The following is a 17,830-nucleotide window of genomic DNA, read 5'->3' on the forward strand; positions in this document are numbered from 1 at the left end:
AGGCCGCGCTCCCTCGCTTTCATCTATCTGGCATACTGCGCCCATTCTCCATGAACGCAATCTGCCCTGCCTATGAATTACCGCACCCCGCTCGTCCTGCTGATGGTTTCCGCGCTGCTCGGCGCCTGCTCGGACAAGACCGCCCCCGCCAGCGCCGGCCTGGCAGCTGACGTGGTCACCGACGTTCCCGCCGCCGCTGCCGCGGCAGACACGGCATCGGCCGAACACGTGCCGCCGCCGGCCGCCACCGCCCCTCGGACGGAAGCGATGAACACGCCCCAGGCGCGCGAACGCGAAGTGGGCATGATGCGCGCCGTCTTCGGCAAGGACTACCGCAGCGACAGCGAAGATGCGCTGGCCGACCTGTCCGATCCCGACAACCACGTCGACAAGCTCAGTTACGTGGTCAGCGCCGTCAGCCACAAGCTGCTGCCCGATGGCCGCGCCATCCTGGTGGCGAATGCGGAAACGGCCAACACGGAAGGCACGGCCGAATCGGCGCATGCCTCGCCGGGACTGTTGAACGTCTTTTTCCTGACGCCCAAGGGTCAGCCGGAAGACGGCCAGTGGCAAGTCGTGAAACGCCTGGAAAACATCGCCGGCCTGGGATCGTCGGGGCAGCTCGGCGAGGTCCACTGGGTCATGCTGGGCGCGAACAAGCCGGGACTGGCGATCCGCCATGGCTATACGGGCCAGGGTTACACCATCACGCAACTGGCCCTGTTTGAAATCGGCGACGACAAGGTCACCTCGCTCGATGGCGGCATCGACCTGTATTCGGACAATATGGGCGCCTGCGGACCGGATACGGACGAGTGCTGGATGGTCAAGGGAAACTGGCGCTTCGCGCCGGCGCGCAATGGCGGCGCCTATGACGACTTGCTGATCGATTTCAAGGGTGCCACAGAGAAGATCAAGCCCGGCGTCGCGGTCAAGCCGGACGAAGACCCGCCGCGCATCGCCACGCCCCTGAACGGCCACGCGCGCTATGGTTTCGATGGCAAGGGATACAAACTGGTCGAGGGCAAGAACCCGGTTCCCGGCGTCTAATGGGGTCAGACCCGCCGGGTCTGACCCCACGTAAGCCAGCTACTTGCGCGCCGCCTCCAGGCGCGCCAGCAGCGGCGCATACATGGAACGCGTATGGCTGCTCCAGCGCGCCATGGCGCTGTCGATATCGAGCAGCAAACGCTCCGACAACACCTTGTCGCCCTGCTGCAGCGCCCAGATCGCGCACTCGGCGCGGCATTCGAAGCTGTTGTAGCGCGTCAGCGCGTCGTCGAATTCCGCTTTCGCTTCCACTTGTCGCCCGCTTTGCGCCAGCGCGCGCGCCGTCAGCAGGGACACCATCTCGGGACGAAAATGCATATCCGTGCGGCGGATGAATTCCAGGTGCGTCAGCGCGTCGGCGCCCCGTTCGCACTCTAGGTAGGCGCGTGCCGCGCCCAGGCGAATTTCCAGGTCCGATGAAAACGCTCCCTGCAGGCAGGCTTCATACGTCGATGCCGCTTCGCGCGCATTGCCCGCTTCCAGCTGTGCGCTGGCAAGACGCATCTGATTTTGCGCCGTCGGCGTGTACTCGAAGGCCGCTTTCGCCTCGCGCAATTCGCGGTTCGGATCGAGCACCTGCACGGCTACCGACGCGACCTTGCGCGCGCCTTGCGGCAGGCGCGAATTGGGCAGGTAGATGGCGAAGAAATACACCACGCTGCCCAGCAGCGGGAACATGAATAAAATGAGCAGCCAGTACAGCTGCTGCCCGTTGCGCACCACGTGGATCGCAAAAAATACCGCGATCAGGATATGGATGCCTATGCCAAAAATCGTCATGCTGCGACCTCGTTCGTGATGGAAGCGGCTGGCACCATGCCGCCGCTTTTCCAGGCCAGATAGTACACCGGCGGTGCAGCTATTGTCCGCCGCCAGCCGACCAGCCGCCGCCCATGGCCCGGTACAGGTCGACCGAGGCGACGAGGATGCGCGTCTTCAGTTGCAGCAGTCCCACGTCCGCGCTGTACAGGGTGCGCTGGGCGTCGAGCTCCTCCAGGTACGAGGCATAGCCATTGCGGTAGCGGTTGTGCGCGATGCGCAAGGTGTCGGCGGCAGCGGCGCGGCGCGCGTCGTTTTCCACGGCTTGCTGCTGCAGCCGGTAGATGGCGCCCAGGCTGTTTTCCGTTTCGGCGAAGGCATTGCGCACCACGTTTTCATACGCATACACGAGCTGGTCGCGCTGCGCGCCGGCCGCATCCGTCTGCGCCTGCACCCGGCCGCCATCGAACAGGGGGCCGGCCGCCAGCGCCGTCAGGCGCCACAGGGCTGTCGGCGCATGCAGGAAATCGGTCAAAGTCGTCGCTTGCCCGCCGCCGACGGCCGTCAGCTTGAACGAGGGCAGCAGCTGGTCGCGCGTGGCGGCCAGGCTGGCGTTGGCGGCCGCCAGGTTGTGTTCCGCGCGCGCGATGTCGGGCCGCCGGCGCAGCAATTCCGACGGCAGGCCGGCCGGCACGCCGGGCGCCGCCAGCTCGGCCAGCGGCAAGCCGCGCGCGATGGGGCCGGGATTGCCGCCGACGAGGACGGCCAGCGCGTTTTCCTGTTCAAATATCTGCCGCTGCAGCTGCGGCACCTGCTCGGCCGCCGCATGGTATTCCGATTGCGCCTGCAGCCATTCCAGACGCGAGCTGTAGCCCACCTCGAACTGCTTGCGCGCCAGCTCGCGCGACTGTTCCCGCAGCTGCAGGGTCGATTGCGCCAGCGCCAGCTGCGCGTCGAGTCCGCGCAGATTCAGGTAACTCGTCGCCACGCTGGCGGCGATCGACAGGGCCGCCGCATCGAGGCTGGCCTGCTCGGCGCGGTAGCTCTCGCCGGCCGCATCGCTCAGGCTGGCCAGCCGGCCCCACACGTCGATTTCATAGCTGGCCTGCAGTTCGGCCTGGAAGACGTTCGTCACATACGGCTTGCCGCTGGACGCCAGGGTGCGCGTGCGCGTGGGCGAGCCGTCGAAGGCCAGGTTCGGTGCGCGGTTCGCATCGGCCTGCGCCAGGCGCGCCCGGTATTCCTGCACGCGGGCGCGCGCCACGCGCAAGTCGCCATTGCGCGCCAGCGCCTCGCCCACCAAGTCGCTCAAGACCGGGTCGCCGAAGGCTTGCCACCACAGCTGCTCGACATGGGCCTCGGTCGCAGCAGGCGCACCGGCCGCCTGCGCGCGCCAGCCGGACGGCAACTGCAATGCCGATGCGGGCTGCGGCGGGGCGTGGGCGGCGCAGCCGGCCAGCGCCAGCGCCAGCGCCAGCGCGGCGGCCATCAGCACCAAACGGCGCTTCATGGCTTGGCCTTCTTCGGTGCAGGCGGCGGCGCCGGATTCTCCGCCGAGTCGTTCAGCACGGCGGACGTGTCGACGCTGACCACCACCGACATGCCCGGCACGAGCCGGCGCGCATTCGCTTGGCCCGGGTCGATACGGATGCGCACGGGAATGCGCTGGGCGATCTTGAGGTAGTTGCCCGTCGCATTATCGGCCGGCAGCACGGAAAACTCGGAACCCGTGGCCGGCGAAATGCGTTCCACCTGCCCCGTCAGCACGGCGCCGTCGAGCGCGTCGACGTGGAAGGTGGCGCTCTGCCCTTCCTGCACGCCGTTCATCTGCGTTTCCTTGAAATTGGCGATCACCCACATCTGGCGCGGCACCAGCGCCATCAGCTGCGCGCCCGAATTCACGTAGGCGCCCTGGCGCACCGTCACCTGACCCAGCTGGCCGTCGGACGGCGCCACGATGCGCGTGTTATCGAGGTCGATCTTGGCCGCCTTGACGGCCGCCTGCGCGTTGGCCACGGCCGCTTCCAGCGCCTGCTTGTTGACCACCACGCTATGCACGCTTTGCTGGGCGATGTCGAGATTGGCGCGCGCCTGCGCCAGCGCCGCCGCCATCTGCGCCTGCGTGGCGCGCGACTGGTCGTGTTCGCGCTGCGACAGCGAGCCGTCGGCCACCAGCTGTTCCACGCGATTGAGGTCGGCGCTGGCTTTTCGCGCCTGCGCTTCCGCATTCGCCAGCGCCGCCTCGCTGACGGAAATGCCCGCCTGCGCGCTGGCCTTTTGCTGCGTCCAGTTCGACAGCGCCGCCTGTTGCGCGGCCAGCTGGGCCTGCGCCTGTTCGTAGCGTTGCTGGTAGATGCGGTCGTCGATGCGCACGAGCAGCTGGCCCTCCTTGACGTCCATGAAATCCTGCACCGTCACCTCCACCACATAGCCGGACAGCTGCGTGCCGATGATGGTCACCTGTCCCCGCACGGTGGCGTTTTCCGTCGTCACGATGGGACTGGTGAACGGCGGCAGACGCCACGCGTACAGCACGATCAGCACGCCCACCAGGGCCACGGCGGCAAAGGCCAGCGCCGACAGCCACTGGTGGCGGCGGTCCGGCTGCGCCGTGGAGGCGGCGGGTGCCGGCGCTGGCGTGGGCACGGCGGCAGGCGTTGTCGGTGCTGGTGGCGGCGTATTATTTTCTGTCATTGCTTGGTTCCGAATTGGTAATGGGGACGATGGCCATGGCCGTCTGCGCATCGCGCACGGGGCCGACCAGGCGGCGCGCGCCGGTGGTGATGCGGGTCCAGGACTGGCTGACCAGCATCCAGATCAGGGTGGCGATGGCGACGCCGGCGATCATCAAAAAAACGTCGTTATAGGCCAGTACATTGGCTTCGCGCGTGGCGACGGCGCCCAGGCGCGCCACGCCCTGGGCGCTGCGCAAGGCGGGGTCCATCAGCACGCCGCCATAGCTTGACGCGCCCGACTGCACGCGCGCGGCCACCTGCGGGTCGAGCATGGTGAGATGCTCGACCAGGTAGCTGGAATGGTACTTTTCGCGCGCCGTCTGGATGGTGCCGACGATGGCCGCGCCGAGCAGGCCGCCCAGGTTCTGCGTCATGGTAAACATCACGGAAAAACTCACGAGGTTGCGCGGTTCGGCGATCACGGCGCCCATGCCGGCCACCATGGTGGGGCCGAGGAAATACGTGCCGCCGAAGGCCAGCAGGAACTGGCTCACATACATGTTGACGGGGCGCGTCTGGCTGGTGGCGTGCGCGTCGATCAGGGCACCAAAGGCGATCAGCAGCAGCGCGAACATCAGCGAGCGGTTCAGGGTCGCCGGATTGATCGTCAGGGCGCTCACGACGAGGCCCGCCACGCTGCCCAGCAGCACCACGATGAACAGGTTCTGCATCTGGTCCGTGTTCAGGCCCAGCGCCTGCAAAAAGCCCACCGCGCCCGTCGATTCGGACAGCACGATGCGAAACAGCAGCACCGATAAAAACAGCTTGGCGATCTTGCCCGTCGTGAGCCAGCGCGTGTTGAGCAGCGGACGCGCGCGGTTATGCTCGATGGCCAGCGAGGCGGCGATCAGCACGATGGAGCACGCCAGGCACACGCCCACCCATTCGGACTCCATCCACCACGCCGTGCGCCCCTGCGCCAGCACGGCGCACAGCAGGGCCACGCCGGGCGCGAACAGGATGAAAGTAAGGAAGTCGAGCGGCTCGAACGTCTGCACGCGGTCGCCGGGCGGCAGCTTCAGGGCCAGCACGCAGCCCAGCGCCAGCAGGGCCAGTCCCAGTTCGAACAGGTACAGGCCGTGCCATTCGCCGATCTGCAGCAGTTCGGACGTAAAGATGCGCGCCAGCGGCAAGGCCAATTGGGCAAAGCCCAGGCCCAGCACCACACCCTTCAGGCGGTGCCGCGCAGGAAACGCCTGCAAGGTGTAGTACAGCCCCAGCACCCCCAGCGCGCCGCCCACCATGCCATGCGCGGCCCGCACGGCGATCGCCGACGACAGGGTATTCGCATACAGGTGGGCAAACGTCACCACCGCGTACAGCACGAGGAACGCTTCCGTAAACAGGCGCAGGCCGAACTGCTGGCGGAACTTCACCAGCAGCAGATTCATGGAAACGATGGTCATCACGTAGGCGGCCGGCAGCCACTGCATCTGATAGGCATAGGCGCCCAGCGAACCTTGTAGGTTCAAGATGTTGGCCGTCACCAGGCCGTTGCCCAGTCCCCCCGTCAACGCGACGATCAGGCCGACGATGAAATACGCGACACGCTTGGGCGTCGAATGTTCGGGCATCGATGGCGACCCGGGCAAGGTCGGGCGTTCGCCCGGCCCCCAGGTGCGCGGTGTGTACTTGTCCATGCGGTAATCGCGATCCGGTTTGCTGAAGCCGTTCCTTGCTGCTGTTATGCAGATAGTGGCAAATGAACAGTTCTAGTCAGCAGCATATCACCGCGGGACGTTTTCATTGTTTACATTCTTGCGCACTGTTGCGCGCCTTGCGGAGACAGGGCAAGCCAGGCCCGCCCTGTGCTCCGCTCAGGCGCGCCTCACACCCGCGGCGGATCCGTCTCGCGCGCAAACGCCCGGTGCGCGGCGAGCAACTTCTTGAACGCCGCCACGGCTTTCACCACGTCGGCGGAAGGCGCGACGATGATGGCGGGGTCCGGCTTGCCATCGGGCAGAGTCACTGGTATGCCCGCCTTGTCCAGCAAGTCCTTGCCGGCGCCGATGGCCAGCATCGGCTTGCAGTGGCGGTATTGCAGGCGCAGGAAGTCGAGCGCGTGGGCGTCGCTGCCCAGTTGCTGCACGGCGCCCTGGCCATCCGGCACCACGACGGCGTCGAACAGCACGCCAGGACCCGCTTCGAGCGAGATTTCCACGGCCAGCGGCGCGCCGCCGCTCGTGTCGACAGTTCCCAGGTGGCTGCCCGCCAGGCGCGGCACGGCGCCGTCGGCCAGGAGCACGGCATAGATATTGCGCACCTGCGCGCCGTCGCTGCCCGCCCCCACGAGAATGGCCACGCGCAGGGTATGGATGCCCGTCTTGCCGGGGCGGAAAAAGAGCGACAGGGCGGGCGACGGCGGATACGCGGGCAGCGGTTCCAGCGAGGCGCGCGGCATGGCCGGCGGCAGGGCCAGGCCCAGGCCATCGGCCAGGCGCTGCGCCAGGGTCTCGTCGACGTTGCGCAGCATGGCGACGATGCGCTGGCGGATGGCCACCGTCTGCACCTTGCTCAGCTCAAAACGGAACGCGTGCACAATGTGCTCTTGTTCGACAGGCGTCTGGCTGATCCAGAACAGGCGCGCCTGGGCATAATGCTCGGCGAATTTCTCGGGCTTGCCGCGCACCTTGTCGCCTTCGGCGGACGCGGGAAAACTGTTGAAACCTTTCGCGCCCGCCTGGAACGGACAGCCGCCCGCCAGCGAGTTCGGTTCGTACGCGACCCGGCCCCGGTTGATGGCCTGGCGGTGCATGCCGTCGCGCTGGTTGTTGTGCACGGGCGCCAGCGGCGCATTGATGGGAATTTCGTGGAAGTTGGGGCCGCCCAGGCGCGTCAGCTGGGTATCGACATACGAGTGGATGCGGCCCTGCAGCAGCGGATCGTTACTGAAATCGATGCCGGGCACGATGTGCGCCGTGCAGAACGCCACCTGCTCCGTCTCGGCAAAAAAATTGTCGGGATTGCGGTTCAAGACCATTTTCCCGACGGGGATGAGCGGGACGACTTCTTCGGGAATCAGCTTGGTCGGGTCGAGCACGTCGAAGGGAAACGCTTCCGCCTGCGCTTCCGTGAAGACCTGGAAGGATAGCTCGTATTCGGGATATTCGCCGCACTCGATGGCTTCCCACAGGTCGCGCCGGTGGAAGTCGGAATCGGCGCCGCTGATCTTGACGGCTTCGTCCCACACGAGCGAATGCGTGCCGGCCATCGGCGACCAGTGGAATTTGCAGAACACGGACTGGCCCTTGGCATTGACGAGCCGGAAGGTATGCACGCCAAAGCCCTGCATCATGCGATAACTGCGCGGGATGGCGCGGTCCGACATGACCCACATCAGCATGTGCGTGATTTCCGGCGACAGCGAGGCGAAATCCCAGAAGGTGTCGTGCGCGCTGGCCGCCTGCGGCATGCCATGGTGCGGCTCGGGCTTGACGGCATGGACCACGTCGGGGAACTTCATCGCATCCTGGATGAAGAAGACGGGGATGTTATTGCCGACCAAATCCCAGTTGCCCTCGTCCGTATAAAACTTCACGGCGAAGCCGCGCACGTCGCGCGCCGTATCGGTGGAACCGCGTTCGCCGGCCACCGTGGAAAAGCGCACGAAGACGGGCGTGCGCTTGCCCGCCCTGGCGAACGGCGCGGCGCGCGTCAGCTTGCTTTGTTCCTTGTAGCATTCGAAGTAGCCATGGGCGGCCGAACCGCGCGCATGCACGACCCGTTCGGGGATGCGCTCATGGTCGAAATGCGTGAGCTTTTCACGCAGAATGAAATCTTCCATCAGGGTGGGGCCGCGCAAGCCCGCCTTCAAGGAATTCTGGTTGTCGCCCACGGGCACGCCCTGGTTCGTCGTCAGCACGCAGCCGCTGTCGTCGCTGCGCGCGCCGTCGAGCGAGGCGTTGGGCGCGTTTTCGCCCAGCGCGGGCTGGCCATCGCCCGTCTTCGGCGACGCTGTCGTTTCGCCCGTGGTGCTGGCCGTGGCCAGCGGTTCGCCCGCCGCCACATGCACGCCTTCGGCCGGCGTGCGCGCGGCCTCGCCATACTGGCCTTCTTCCTTGGGATTGACGGCCATGGCGGCGGACAACTGCTGGCCGGCGGCCGTCTTTTGCAGCAGGGCGCGGGTCACGTCATTGTCCGCGCCCAGGCTGTGCGGCGCATTGCTGTCGGATGGGCCGGACATGCTGCTCATGACGGAGCCAGCACCGTCCGTGGACGGCGTTTTCTTGTTGGTAGCCATTACGTCTCCTGTGAGTAGTTTGCCCCGGGAGAACGCTACAACTCCCTCATTCAGCGCACGAACAGGGCAATCAAAATAATGATGGGAATAGGTATGCCGATCAACCACAACAAAATGGAGCGCATCATCACTCTCCTTTACTGCTTGTTACTACCTTGTGCGCGTGGGCGCCGGCCCGCCGCGCCATGACGGCGAAGGGAACGGCGCCCACGACAAATCCTTTCCAGGAAGGCGCGGAACTTATTTACGCGAACCCAGCAGTTTGGACAGGCCATAACCGGCCGCAGCGGCAATCAGCAGGGACACGGCCGGGCGCTCGCGCACATAGTCGCGGCCCGTTTCGCCGGCGCGCTGGCAGGCGGCGCCCAGCTGTTTGCCGCGCGCCATCAGGCGTTCGGAAGCCTTGTTCACGCTGTCGCTGACCTGGCTGATGCGCTCGCCCACCTGGTCCACGCCGTCATGGGCGCGCGTGGCCACCTTGTCGGCCAGGGGCTGGGCCTGGCTTGCCACCTTGTCGATGGTGCGGTGCAAGTCCTGGCGCGTATCCTGGGCATTGCCATTCATATCGGAGCTGGTTTTTTCAATCGCGTTCATGATGGTTTCCTTTAACAGTGAATAATTTCAACCATGCTCGATGCCGTGACCGAATCATGATTCTCCTCGCTTCGGGGAAAAAGAAGCGGCTAAACGCTGCCGGGCTGAGCCATATCAAACACAGGATCAGCGGCAAGCTGTTGGCACTACCTTAACTGCCCCCGCCATGCGCCACCGTGCGCTGCCACACCTTGAGGCGCAGACTTAAATGCCTGTTGGAAATAACAATCCCCGCCAGCCTGGTGGGGTGGACGGGGATCGGGGTGAGATGGTGTTATTTAGGCGCAGGTCGGGTTAGCGGAGCGTAACCCGACACATCGTTGACATCACCGCTTACGCCCGCAACCGCGCATCGAGCGAATAGCGTCCCGCGCCGCTGATGGTGATCGTGCCGAAGACGATGATCAGCAGCCAGCCGAACTGGCCATCGGCGATGCTCCAGTCCGGGTGCACGAGCAGCATCGACACGCCCAGCAGGAACAGCAATGGCAGACAGGCCAGGCGCGTCAGCAAGCCGGCGGCGACCAGCAGCGGGCAGACGATTTCCGCGAACAGGGCGCAGTACAGGGTAACGGCGCGGCCCAAGTGCAGCGGGTCGTCGATGTGCGCCAGCTCATCGGAAAAATGCAGCAGCTTGGGCAGACCGTGCACGTGCAGCACCAGCAGCGCGCCCGTCAGGCGCGCAAACAGCATACCCGCATCGGGCAAAAAGGGGCCGGCCAGCGCCGCCATCCAGTTTTTCATCATGATCGCTCCAGTGGGAAAGCCAGTCGGCGCGGCGCGCCGCTGCCAGCCATCATAGGCAGGCGGGCGCCTGGACGCGACTGGTCTTTTGGCAGAGGCGCCGGCGCGCGCGAAGGCCTAGACTGGCCGATGCCATCACTGGTCCAGGCCGTAACCGGCCTCCCTCCCCCATCCCCGAAGGAAATGCATCATGTCGAAGAAAATCGAAGCCGAAGAAGTCACTTCCCGCCGCAAGCTGCTCGTCAGCGTCGCCGGCGTGGCCGCCGGTGCGGGCCTGCTGGCCGCAGGTGGCGCCAGCGCCGCCGCCAAGCCTGCCGCCGCCACCGCGCCGGGCAAGCTCACCGTCAACAGCGTCACCGTCAAGGACGGCACCGTCATCCACTTCAAGGACTGGGGCACGGGCACGCCCGTCGTCTTCAGCCATGGCTGGCCATTGCAGGGCGACGCCTGGGAAGACCAGATGATGTTCCTGGCCAGCCACGGCTACCGCGTGATCGCGCATGACCGCCGCGGCCACGGCCTGTCGAGCCAGCCATGGCAGGGCAATGACATGGATACCTACGCCGACGACCTGGCCACCCTGCTCGACGCGCTCGACATCAAGGGCGCGACCCTGGTCGGCCATTCGACGGGCGGCGGCGAAGTGGCTCGCTATATCGGCCGCCATGGCGAAAAACGCGTGGCCAAGGCCGTGCTGGTGGGCGCCGTGCCGCCGCAGATGGTCAAGTCGGACACCAATCCGGGCGGCTTGCCGATGTCGGTGTTTGACGGCATCCGCGCCGGCGTGCTGGCCGACCGTTCGCAATTCTTCAAGGACCTGACCGTGCCGTTCTTCGGCGCCAACCGTCCCGGCAACAAAGTGTCGCAAGGCGTGCGCGACACCTTCTGGCTGCAGGGCATGCAGTGCGGCATCAAGAACGCCTACGATTGCATCAAGCAGTTTTCCGAGACGGACTTCACGGCCGACCTGAAGAAAATCTCCGTGCCGACCCTGGTGGTGCACGGCGGCGACGACCAGATCGTGCCGATCGACGCGTCCGGCAAGGCCGCGGCCAAGCTCATCAAGAACGCCAAGCTGGTCATCTATGAAGGCGCGCCGCACGGCTTGCCGGCGACCCACAAGGATCGCCTGAACGAAGACCTGCTGGCCTTTATCAAGTCCTGATCCGTTCTTCGCTTCCCGCACCGCCGGCCCGCCCGGCGGTGTTTATCGTCCCCGCCGCCTAAAAAAACCGCCCGCCTCCCCCATTCGTATAACTGCCTTGCCTGACGGCGCGTGCATACTTGTTGCAATGCGGCATACGCCGCGACAGCGACAGGAGCACGGCGATGGCCAGCATGTATTATTCCCATCAGAAGCACGACGCCGGCCTGGCACAGGCGCAGCGCCTTGGCGGCATGGACGGCATGGGCGAATTTGCCGCATCGGTCGCGCACGAGGTGCGCCAGCCGCTGGCGGCCATCGCGCTCAATGCCGATGCCGCCTTGCGCTGGCTCGATCACGATCCTCCGCGCCTCGACGAGGCACGCGCGGCGCTGGCCCTCGTCGCCAGCGCCGGCAGCCACGCCAGCGCCGTGCTGCGCAGCGTGCATGGGCTGGCCTGTAAGGCGCCGGGCAGCCACGATCATTTTGTGGCCGACGACGCCGTGCAGGACCTGCTGCCGCTGCTGCGCGCGCCATTGCAGCGCCACGCCATCCACCTGGAAACCCAGCTGGCACCTGGCCGCCCGCTGCTGCACGCCGACCCGGTGCAATTCCGGCAAGTCATCCTGAACCTGCTGATGAACGCCATCGAAGCCCTTCGCGATACGAGCGGCCGCCCGCGCACGGTGCTGCTGTCTTCGCAACTGGATGGGGGCGTGCAGCATTTCAGCATCGCCGACAATGGCACCGGCATCGCGCCGCAGGCGGCAGGCCGCCTGTACGATGCCCTGTATTCCAGCAAGCCGGACGGCATGGGCATGGGCCTGGCCATCTGCCGCCGCATCGTCGACGCGCATGGCGGGCGCCTGTGGCATGCGCCCGGCGCGCCCCACGGCAGCGTCTTCCACTTCACCCTGCCAGCTCAATGAAGACAACCATGGACACGACCACGCCCCCGGCCGATGCACCGATTACCCTCTTGATCGCCGACGACCACCCGCTGATCCTGGCCGGCCTGGCCTCGCTGATCGCCTCGCTGCCTGGTTTATGTCTGCTGGGCCAGGCCGGCACGGGCCTCGCCGCCGTGGAGCTGTACCGGGAGCTGCGGCCCGACGTGGTGCTGATGGATTTGAACATGCCGGAGATGCATGGCGTCGAGGCGATCGAGCGCATCTGCGCGGACGACCCGCAAGCGAAGATCGTCATCCTCACCACCTACCAGGGCGAGGACAGCGTGCACCGGGCCTTGCGCGCCGGCGCGCGCGGCTACCTGCTGAAGGATTCCGGCTTCCTGCAACTGACGCAATGCATCGGCCAGGTGGCCGGCGGCAGGCAATACCTGCCGCCCGAACTGGCGGCGCAGCAGGCCGGCCGCATCGAGGCGAACCGCCTGTCGAAACGCGAGCACGACATCCTGCTGCACCTGTCCGCGGGCATGAGCAACAAGATGATCGCGCGCAGCGCCGGCATCGAGGTGGGCACCGTCAAATTCCACGTGAATAATATTTTGACCAAGCTCAACGTATCAAGCCGCACCGAGGCGGCCACGGTGGCCGCCCGGCGCGGCTTGCTGGGCGCGTTCTAGCTGCCGGGAACCGGGGTCAGACCCGCCGGGTCTGACCCCAGCATTTACGCTGCATCATCATCCGACTTTGCCGCGGCCTTGGCCAGCATTGGCTTCGCTTCCACGCCGCTGATCTTCGGCACGCATTCACTGCGCAGCCACGACACCGTCACGGCTTCGCCCGCCATCAGGCGCTTGACGCTGGGGACGATCTGTTCGCCGATCAGCATGCCCAGCAGGCCGATCAGGGCAATGGCTGGCGGCGCCGGCGAGCGCACCTGCAAGACGGCGTAGATGATGCCAACGAGCAAGCCCACGGCCAGCGAAATCACATATAACTTCATGGCGCATTCCTTTCGATGAAAAAAAACGCCGCGCGCGGTCAGGCGCGCGGCGCATGGCACAGCCGCGCGGCGTTTACTTGGCCGGCACCGGCGCCAAGGTAGTATGTTCGCCATGGATGCGCTGCGGCGCCTTGTGCACCATCGTGTAGGCGTAGTCGACGCCCATGCCGTAGGCGCCCGAATGTTCGCGCACGATGGCCATGACGGCGTCGTAGGTTGCCTTGTGCGCCCAGTCGCGCTGCCATTCCAGCAGCACCTGCTGCCACGTCACCGGCACCACGCCGGCCTGGATCATGCGCTGCATGGCGTAGTCGTGCGCTTCCTTCGAGGTGCCGCCCGATGCATCGGCCACCATGTAGATTTCGTAGTCGCCTTCGAGCATCGCGCACAGGGCGAAGCTGTTGTTGCACACTTCCGTCCACAGGCCCGACACGACGACTTTCTTCTTGCCGTTGGCGGCCAGCGCATCGCGCACCTTCTGGTCATCCCACGAATTCATCGAGCTGCGCTCGAGGATATCCTTGCCGGGGAAGACGTCGAGCAGTTCCGGATAGGTGTGGCCGGAGAAGCTTTCCGTTTCCACCGTGGTGATGATGGTGGGGATGTTGAACACCTTGGCGGCCTTGGCCAGGCCCACGGTATTGTTTTTCAGCGCCTGGCGGTCCATCGACTGCACGCCGAACGCCATTTGCGGCTGCTGGTCGATGAAAATGATCTGGCAATTGTCGGGGGTAAGGACTTCCAGTTTCGGATTGGTCATGATGTCATCCATGAAAAAAGGGTTGAGTGGGTACTGCCGTGCATCGTATGCCTGGCGCCGCGCCCGCACCACTATCTAAATATAGGCTGGCATGGTGATTGCCTATGGGAAATACCCCCTGCAGCAGGGCGGGCGCTGCGGTAAAATACCTTTTGCTCACCATGCTCCGACGACTCTTGATCGCTAACTCCTCTTTGCCAGACAACACCATGCGCAGCGATACGGCACCGATACGCGTCCTCATCGCCGACGACCACCAGTTGCTGCTCGACGGTATCGCGGCCCTGCTGCGCGCCTTTCCCGGCGTGGTGCTGGTGGGCCAGGCCACCGACGGCCAGCAGGCGGTGCGGCAATTTGACGCGCTGCTGCCCGATGTCACGCTGATGGATTTGCAGATGCCGGTCATGAGCGGCCTTGACGCGATCGGGGCCATCCGCGCGCGCCATCCGCAGGCGCGCATCATCGTGCTGACCACCTACAAGGGCGACACGCAGGTGCTGCGCGCCATCCGCGCGGGCGCGTGCGGCTATGTGCTGAAAAGCGCGCTGCGCCACGAATTGCTGGCGGCGATACAGAACGTTCACGCGGGGCGGCGCCACATCACGCCCGAGATCGAGGCGGAGCTGGCCCTGTATGCGTGCAGCGACGTGCTGTCGAACCGCGAACTGGACGTGCTCAAGCAGGTCGCGCAAGGCAATTCCAACCGCGAAACGGGCGCCCTGCTGCAGATCAAGGAAGAAACCGTCAAGGCGCACATGAGCACCATCCTGGCCAAGCTGGGCGCGAGGGACCGCACCCACGCCGTCACCATCGCGCTACGGCGCGGCATCCTCGACGCCTGAGCGGCGCCAGCGCCGCCACCAGCGGCGCAGCGGACCTTGCGCCAGCGGCCAGGCGCGGCGCGCCGGCACCCGCAGGCGCCATTGCGTGCCGCCCCCGTCGCGCCCGCCCACGGACAGGCGCGCACCGAGTTTCGCGGCCCGCTCGCGCATGCCGGGCATGCCCCAGTGTCCGGGAATCTGCCCGTGCGCCGCCACCACGGGCGGCAAGCCCTGGCCATCGTCGCGCACGAGCAGTTCGATGCCGCCGCACGCATAGCGCACCGTCACCTCGACCACCTGCGCGCGCGCATGCCGGAAGGCATTGCGCAGCGCCTCGCTGGCGATGCGGTAGATTTCATGGGCGGCGCGCGCATGCAGCATGCGCGCCTCGCCTTCCTCCGCATAGCGGAACACGATGCCGTGCTGCGCCGCCAGCCGTTCGCCTTCGCGCTGCAGGATGGCGCTCCAGCGCGCGCCGGCATCGTCGCCGGCGCGCAGGTCGTGCACGTGGTCGCGCCCCTCGCCCAGCATGCGGTCGGCGTCGTCGAGCGCGCGCAGCATGGCGGCGCGCGCGGGATCATCCTCGGCGATGGCCATGCTGGCATTGTGAAAGTGCAGGATCATCGCCTGCGTGCCCTGCAGCAGGGTATCGTGCAGTTCGCGCGCGATGCGTTCGCGCTCGGCCTGCTGCGCCTCCATCCGCGTCTGCAGGCGCGCGGCGTGCTCGCGCAGCCGCCAGCGGTAGGCGCCATACGCGGCCGCCAGCAACGCCGCCGCGCACAGGCTGCGGAACCACCAGGTCTGATAAAAGGCAGGCAGCACGCGGAACGGCAGTTGCGCCACCGCGCTGGCCACGCCGTCGCCATTGATGGCCATCACCTGGAAGCGGTAGGCGCCCGGCCCCAGGCCCGTGTATTGCGCCTGGCGCCGCTCGTCCGCATTCTGCCAGTCCCTGTCGTAGCCTTCGAGCCGGTAGCGGAAGCGCAGGCGGGCCGGTGCGCCCAGGCTGCTGGCGTTGTAGGCGAACTGCACGCCGCGCGTGCCGCCCGGCAGGCGCGCATAATCGGCGACGGCGACGCGCTGGCCATCGACCATCAATGCCCCGATCTCCGTCTGCGGCGCCGGCAGCGGCGGCGCCGGCTGGCGCGGGTCGATCCAGAACGTCGCGCTCTGGCGCGAAAACCAGATTTTGCCATCGTCCGCTTCGGCGATCGAACCGTTATGCAGCAAGCTCATTTTGCCGTTCAAGCCATCGGCGCCATCGTACAACTGCGCCTGCATGGAATGCGACGGGTCGCGCAGGGCCTGCGCCACCTCGGCGGCGGCCGCGCGCACGGCGCCATTGCCCGTATTGAGCCACAGGCTGCCGTCGCGCGCGCGCAGCATGCCGACCACGCCATCGAAAACGCCGGCCGACGCCGCGCGCAGCGATACGAAGCGCCCGTCGCGCCACAGCGCCAGCCCCTGCTGGCCGCCCGCCAGCAGCTGGCCGCCCGTCTCGAGCAGCGCCGGTACCTTGCCCAGGTCCATGCCCTGTGCGGGGCCGTAGCTGGCCAGGCGCCCGCCGTCCAGCACCGCCACGCTGCCGTCCGGATAGGACAGCCACAAACGGCCGGCCGCATCGGCCAGCAACGCCAGCGGCACCTTGCGCCCGCCCTCGGGCAAGGCCGGTTCGCGCCGCCATGCGCCGTCCGCGTACTGGAATACGCCGGCGCCGCTGAAAATCGCCCACAGGCTGCCGTCGGGCGCGTTCACCGCCATGCGCACCCGTTTCAAGGCGGCCGCTTCCGGCGGATAGGCAATCGTCTCGAGCACGCGGCCATCGTCGCCATCGAGCCGCAGCAAGCCGGCACGGGCGCCGACGCGGATGCCGCGCGGCGCCGCCATGATGGCCGTGATCGGTCCCAGCGCGGGCGCGCGCAAGACCTTGCCGTCGTGCGCCGCCAGCATCAGCGGCGTATCGCCCTCCTTCGACAGCCACATGCGCCCGCCGGTGCCGGGCGACAGCTGCTGCGCACGGAAGGCTTCGGGCGCCTCGGGTCCCGCGCGCGCGCTGAGGATCACGGGCGCGGCCTGGCGGAAGCGGTCCAGGCCAGCATACGTGGCGACCCAGACATTGCCTTCGTTGTCGTCGCACAGGGAACCGATCAGCACATTGCTCAAGCCGTCGCGGGGCAGGAACGATTCCGTGTCGCCGCTGATGCCCAGCTGCTGCGGCCCCAGCGCGCCGGCGCTGCGCGTGCGGTGCAAGCCGAACTGGCTGTCGAACCACAAGGTGCCCTGACGGTCGACCAGCATGCTGCCGCTGGTGCCGCTCGTATCGCGGTAGATCCAGCGGTGGTCGAGCCGGTCGTAGCGCTCGAGCGAGTCGATGATGCGGATGCCGCGCAGCTCCAGCAGATACAGGCGGCCGTCCGGTCCCTGCTGCGGCGGCGCGCGCAAGTCGAGGCGGCCCACGGGCGGCGCGAAGCGCGCCTGGCCCGGCTGCCAGATAAACAGGCCCCGTTCGCTGAACACGCCCAGCCTGCCGTCCCGGTCCGCGAACACGGCGGAGGCTTTTTGCGCCGTGTAGCCCTGCGCCGGACCCATCGCCTGCCAGCGCCGGCCGTCGAAGCGCGACACCCCGGCCACGCCGGCGGCCCACACGGCGCCCGTGGCGTCGATGGCGAAACCCCAGACGGAACCGGGCCGCACGCCCTGCGCCTCGCCGTAATTGCGCACCACGCCATCCTTGACATGGCTGATGCCGCCCACTTGCCACCCCACCCACATGCCGCCGTCGGCCGCGCGCTTGAGGGCCAGGGTCACCGTATCGGGAAACGCGCCCTGGCGCGCGCGCAAGGGCTCGAAACGCAGGCCGTCAAAACGCACCAGGCCCGAATGGGTGCCCAGCCACAGGAAGCCATCGCCGCCTTGGGCGATGACGCTGATATCGTCCGGCGCGCCATCCCTGGACGTCCAGCTGGTGTGCTGCAGCTGGTGGATGCCGCGCGCCGCGTCGATGGCCAGTCCGGGAGGACTGAACAACAGCAGCAGCCAGCACAGCGCAGCCAGGACGGGCAGGCGCACGGCCGG

15 protein-coding genes are annotated in these 17,830 nt (G+C 66.9%); 5 read left to right on the forward strand and 10 right to left on the reverse strand.

All coding sequences use genetic code 11. The features are described 5' to 3' along the window. Positions 1–72: 72 nt before the first annotated feature. Positions 73–1,050, forward strand: coding sequence for a hypothetical protein (locus BLU39_RS13630; RefSeq protein WP_092713816.1), 978 nt, complete (start codon positions 73–75; stop codon positions 1,048–1,050). Between the two features lie 39 nt (positions 1,051–1,089). Here the strand turns inward: BLU39_RS13630 and BLU39_RS13635 are convergent, their stop codons facing one another. The 7 genes from BLU39_RS13635 to BLU39_RS13665 form a co-directional block, all read right to left on the reverse strand. Then, positions 1,090–1,830, reverse strand: a complete 741-nt coding sequence (locus tag BLU39_RS13635; protein ID WP_092713818.1) for a hypothetical protein — start codon at positions 1,828–1,830, stop codon at positions 1,090–1,092. Positions 1,831–1,909: 79 nt separating this feature from the next. Next, complete coding sequence (locus BLU39_RS13640) at positions 1,910–3,319, reverse strand: efflux transporter outer membrane subunit (protein WP_092713820.1); 1,410 nt, start codon at positions 3,317–3,319, stop codon at positions 1,910–1,912. Beyond that, the gene (locus BLU39_RS13645; protein WP_232731192.1) at positions 3,316–4,503 is read right to left on the reverse strand and encodes an HlyD family secretion protein; all 1,188 of its coding nucleotides are present in this window, start codon (positions 4,501–4,503) and stop codon (positions 3,316–3,318) included. Before BLU39_RS13645 ends, BLU39_RS13640 begins: the two co-directional genes overlap by 4 nt. Then, positions 4,490–6,184, reverse strand: coding sequence for an MFS transporter (locus BLU39_RS13650; RefSeq protein WP_175539293.1), 1,695 nt, complete (start codon positions 6,182–6,184; stop codon positions 4,490–4,492). Before BLU39_RS13650 ends, BLU39_RS13645 begins: the two co-directional genes overlap by 14 nt. A 188-nt stretch (positions 6,185–6,372) precedes the next feature. After that, positions 6,373–8,784: a catalase gene (locus tag BLU39_RS13655; RefSeq protein WP_092713822.1), complete on the reverse strand. Its 2,412-nt coding sequence runs from the start codon at positions 8,782–8,784 to the stop codon at positions 6,373–6,375. Between the two features lie 240 nt (positions 8,785–9,024). Then, complete coding sequence (locus BLU39_RS13660) at positions 9,025–9,378, reverse strand: ElaB/YgaM/YqjD family protein (RefSeq protein ID WP_092713824.1); 354 nt, start codon at positions 9,376–9,378, stop codon at positions 9,025–9,027. Between the two features lie 333 nt (positions 9,379–9,711). Continuing rightward, on the reverse strand, positions 9,712–10,125 hold the full coding sequence (locus BLU39_RS13665; RefSeq protein WP_254788968.1) for a DoxX family protein: 414 nt from the start codon (positions 10,123–10,125) through the stop codon (positions 9,712–9,714). Between the two features lie 187 nt (positions 10,126–10,312). On the opposite strand from BLU39_RS13665, the gene BLU39_RS13670 reads away from it, so the two are divergent. From BLU39_RS13670 to BLU39_RS13680, 3 genes are all read left to right on the forward strand, one after another. Further along, positions 10,313–11,287 carry an alpha/beta fold hydrolase gene (locus tag BLU39_RS13670; RefSeq protein WP_092713826.1) on the forward strand — a complete coding sequence of 325 codons (975 nt, stop codon included), beginning with the start codon at positions 10,313–10,315 and terminating at the stop codon, positions 11,285–11,287. A gap of 164 nt (positions 11,288–11,451) precedes the next feature. Next, the gene (locus BLU39_RS13675; protein WP_092713828.1) at positions 11,452–12,195 is read left to right on the forward strand and encodes a sensor histidine kinase; all 744 of its coding nucleotides are present in this window, start codon (positions 11,452–11,454) and stop codon (positions 12,193–12,195) included. 8 nt (positions 12,196–12,203) lie between these two features. Beyond that, a complete protein-coding gene (locus BLU39_RS13680) occupies positions 12,204–12,851 on the forward strand; it encodes a response regulator (protein WP_092713830.1) in 648 nt (215 codons plus the stop codon). A gap of 44 nt (positions 12,852–12,895) precedes the next feature. On the opposite strand, the gene BLU39_RS13685 is transcribed toward BLU39_RS13680, so the two are convergent. After that, on the reverse strand, positions 12,896–13,174 hold the full coding sequence (locus BLU39_RS13685; protein WP_092713832.1) for a XapX domain-containing protein: 279 nt from the start codon (positions 13,172–13,174) through the stop codon (positions 12,896–12,898). Positions 13,175–13,247: 73 nt separating this feature from the next. Continuing rightward, on the reverse strand, positions 13,248–13,934 hold the full coding sequence (locus BLU39_RS13690; protein ID WP_034747885.1) for a hydrolase: 687 nt from the start codon (positions 13,932–13,934) through the stop codon (positions 13,248–13,250). 209 nt (positions 13,935–14,143) lie between these two features. Between BLU39_RS13690 and BLU39_RS13695 the strand changes: the two genes are divergently transcribed. Beyond that, positions 14,144–14,776: a response regulator transcription factor gene (locus tag BLU39_RS13695; RefSeq protein ID WP_092713834.1), complete on the forward strand. Its 633-nt coding sequence runs from the start codon at positions 14,144–14,146 to the stop codon at positions 14,774–14,776. Here BLU39_RS13695 and BLU39_RS13700 read toward each other — a convergent pair. After that, complete coding sequence (locus tag BLU39_RS13700) at positions 14,750–17,824, reverse strand: sensor histidine kinase (RefSeq protein ID WP_092713837.1); 3,075 nt, start codon at positions 17,822–17,824, stop codon at positions 14,750–14,752. The genes BLU39_RS13695 and BLU39_RS13700 overlap by 27 nt on opposite strands. Positions 17,825–17,830: the final 6 nt, after the last annotated feature.

The organism is Janthinobacterium sp. OK676 (assembly GCF_900103595.1).
In the GTDB taxonomy this organism is placed as follows: Bacteria; Pseudomonadota; Gammaproteobacteria; order Burkholderiales; family Burkholderiaceae_D; genus Janthinobacterium.

Bases quoted from the DNA above. Each gene is read 5' to 3' on its own strand.
- BLU39_RS13690 (WP_034747885.1), bottom strand. From the start codon at position 13,934: ATGACCAATCCGAAACTGGAAGTCCTTACCCCCGACAATTGCCAGATC.
- BLU39_RS13655 (WP_092713822.1), bottom strand. From the start codon at position 8,784: ATGGCTACCAACAAGAAAACGCCGTCCACGGACGGTGCTGGCTCCGTC.
- BLU39_RS13650 (WP_175539293.1), bottom strand. From the start codon at position 6,184: ATGGACAAGTACACACCGCGCACCTGGGGGCCGGGCGAACGCCCGACC.
- BLU39_RS13695 (WP_092713834.1), top strand. From the start codon at position 14,144: ATGCGCAGCGATACGGCACCGATACGCGTCCTCATCGCCGACGACCAC.
- BLU39_RS13670 (WP_092713826.1), top strand. From the start codon at position 10,313: ATGTCGAAGAAAATCGAAGCCGAAGAAGTCACTTCCCGCCGCAAGCTG.
- BLU39_RS13665 (WP_254788968.1), bottom strand. From the start codon at position 10,125: ATGATGAAAAACTGGATGGCGGCGCTGGCCGGCCCCTTTTTGCCCGAT.
- BLU39_RS13660 (WP_092713824.1), bottom strand. From the start codon at position 9,378: ATGAACGCGATTGAAAAAACCAGCTCCGATATGAATGGCAATGCCCAG.
- BLU39_RS13635 (WP_092713818.1), bottom strand. From the start codon at position 1,830: ATGACGATTTTTGGCATAGGCATCCATATCCTGATCGCGGTATTTTTT.
- BLU39_RS13640 (WP_092713820.1), bottom strand. From the start codon at position 3,319: ATGAAGCGCCGTTTGGTGCTGATGGCCGCCGCGCTGGCGCTGGCGCTG.
- BLU39_RS13680 (WP_092713830.1), top strand. From the start codon at position 12,204: ATGGACACGACCACGCCCCCGGCCGATGCACCGATTACCCTCTTGATC.
- BLU39_RS13645 (WP_232731192.1), bottom strand. From the start codon at position 4,503: ATGACAGAAAATAATACGCCGCCACCAGCACCGACAACGCCTGCCGCC.
- BLU39_RS13675 (WP_092713828.1), top strand. From the start codon at position 11,452: ATGGCCAGCATGTATTATTCCCATCAGAAGCACGACGCCGGCCTGGCA.
- BLU39_RS13630 (WP_092713816.1), top strand. From the start codon at position 73: ATGAATTACCGCACCCCGCTCGTCCTGCTGATGGTTTCCGCGCTGCTC.
- BLU39_RS13685 (WP_092713832.1), bottom strand. From the start codon at position 13,174: ATGAAGTTATATGTGATTTCGCTGGCCGTGGGCTTGCTCGTTGGCATC.